Origin of the sequence: Anoxybacillus sp. CHMUD (genome assembly GCF_013096965.1) — a bacterium.
Classification (GTDB): Bacteria; Bacillota; Bacilli; order Bacillales; family Anoxybacillaceae; genus Anoxybacillus; species Anoxybacillus kestanbolensis_A.
Genome location: NZ_SDLG01000047.1, coordinates 1 through 1,432, shown reverse-complemented (window position 1 = coordinate 1,432; position 1,432 = coordinate 1). Strand labels below are relative to the sequence as shown.

At 41.9% G+C, this 1,432-nt stretch carries 1 protein-coding gene; it reads right to left on the bottom strand.

The features are described 5' to 3' along the window. Positions 1 to 159: 159 nt before the first annotated feature. Entirely contained in the window at positions 160 to 1,326 is a 1,167-nt protein-coding gene (locus ETB99_RS14485; RefSeq protein ID WP_128999484.1) for an IS256 family transposase, read from the bottom strand. Positions 1,327 to 1,432: the final 106 nt, after the last annotated feature.

The following is a 1,432-nucleotide window of genomic DNA, read 5'->3' as shown; positions in this document are numbered from 1 at the left end:
GGTACCGTCAAGAATTTTGTGTAATGTAAATGGGGTAGGGTTTCTCTGAAATGGATTTGAATTGATAGGGGACTGATTTTCTCCACACAAGAGACTGAATATTCAGTCTCTTGTGTGGGAAGGGAGAATCCCCTTATCTCATTTATTTACATTATTTGGTTAATGATAACGTTCTTCAAACATTCGCTCGAGGGCTTCCTGTGCTTCGGCAAATCCTCTTAACTTTCGCCCTGCCCATTTCTCATTAAAATCTTGAATGGTCAAATACACGACTTTTTCCGCGGCTTCTAAACTGCTCAAACTGTTCATCGGTTTTAGACGTTTCCGAATTTCCTTGATCGTTCGTTCGATGGCATTGGTCGTGTAAATCACACTTCGAATACTGCTTGGATAATCCATAAATGTAAGGAGGACATCCAACTCATTGGCCCAAGATTGGACTTCTCTCGGGTACTTGCTGGACCATTTCGACTCAAACTGTTGAAACATCTGTAACGCTATCTCCTTATTCGGTGCGCGATAAATCAGTTTGAGATCCTCTGCCACTTCGAATTGATCTTTTTTCCGAACACGATTTAAGGTATTACGTACTTTGTGAACGACACAACGCTGCACATCGGCTTTCGGATAAACCGCCTTAAAGGCTTCCTCCAACCCCGGTAGTCCATCGAATACGCCCAGAAGCACTTCCTTGACGCCTCTTTGATAGAGGTGTTGAAGAATTTCCTGCCATACATAGGCGCTTTCTTGTCCTCCCACAAAGAAATCAAGAATTTCGCGATATCCTTCTTCGTTCACCCCTAACACCACATAAATGACTTCTTTCTCCACGGTTTCGCGACGAAGTTTTACGTATAAACCATCCAAATATAAAACCGAATAACGCTGATGTAGAGGACGATTGTGCCATTTCTCGATGTCTTCCTTCACTACATCGGTAATACGACTGATTGTCGTTGGAGAATAGGCATTTCCTAAAATTCGTTCGATAAACTTGCCAATTTCCCTCGTACTCATGCCACTTTGATACATTTTGATGACGGCTTCCTCGAGCCAACCAGTATGACGTTGGTAAGGGGCAAACAGCTGCGTTTGAAATTCCCCATTTCGATCTCTTGGGACCAAAAGGCCTTCAATTCGGCCATATTGCGTATCTAGATTTCGTTGATAGTAGCCGTTTCTCATATTGGATGTGTCCGCCTGTTCGATTTCGAGGAAATGTTTGATTTCTTCCCGCATAATCAGCTCTAATTTTTCCTTCACAAACTGACGAATGACACTTTCCAGTTGATTTGCCCAGTCTACATTCGGTATACTTTTAGACATAGGTAGGGTACTCCTTTCTCTAAGATTTTTGGTTCAAATCAGAGAATACCCTACCTTTTTTCTTTTTGCCTAGCAAAATGCTTTACACAAAATTTTATACATCATC

Coding starts and splice junctions, on each gene's coding strand:
- ETB99_RS14485 (WP_128999484.1), bottom strand. CDS start 1,326: ATGTCTAAAAGTATACCGAATGTAGACTGGGCAAATCAACTGGAAAGT.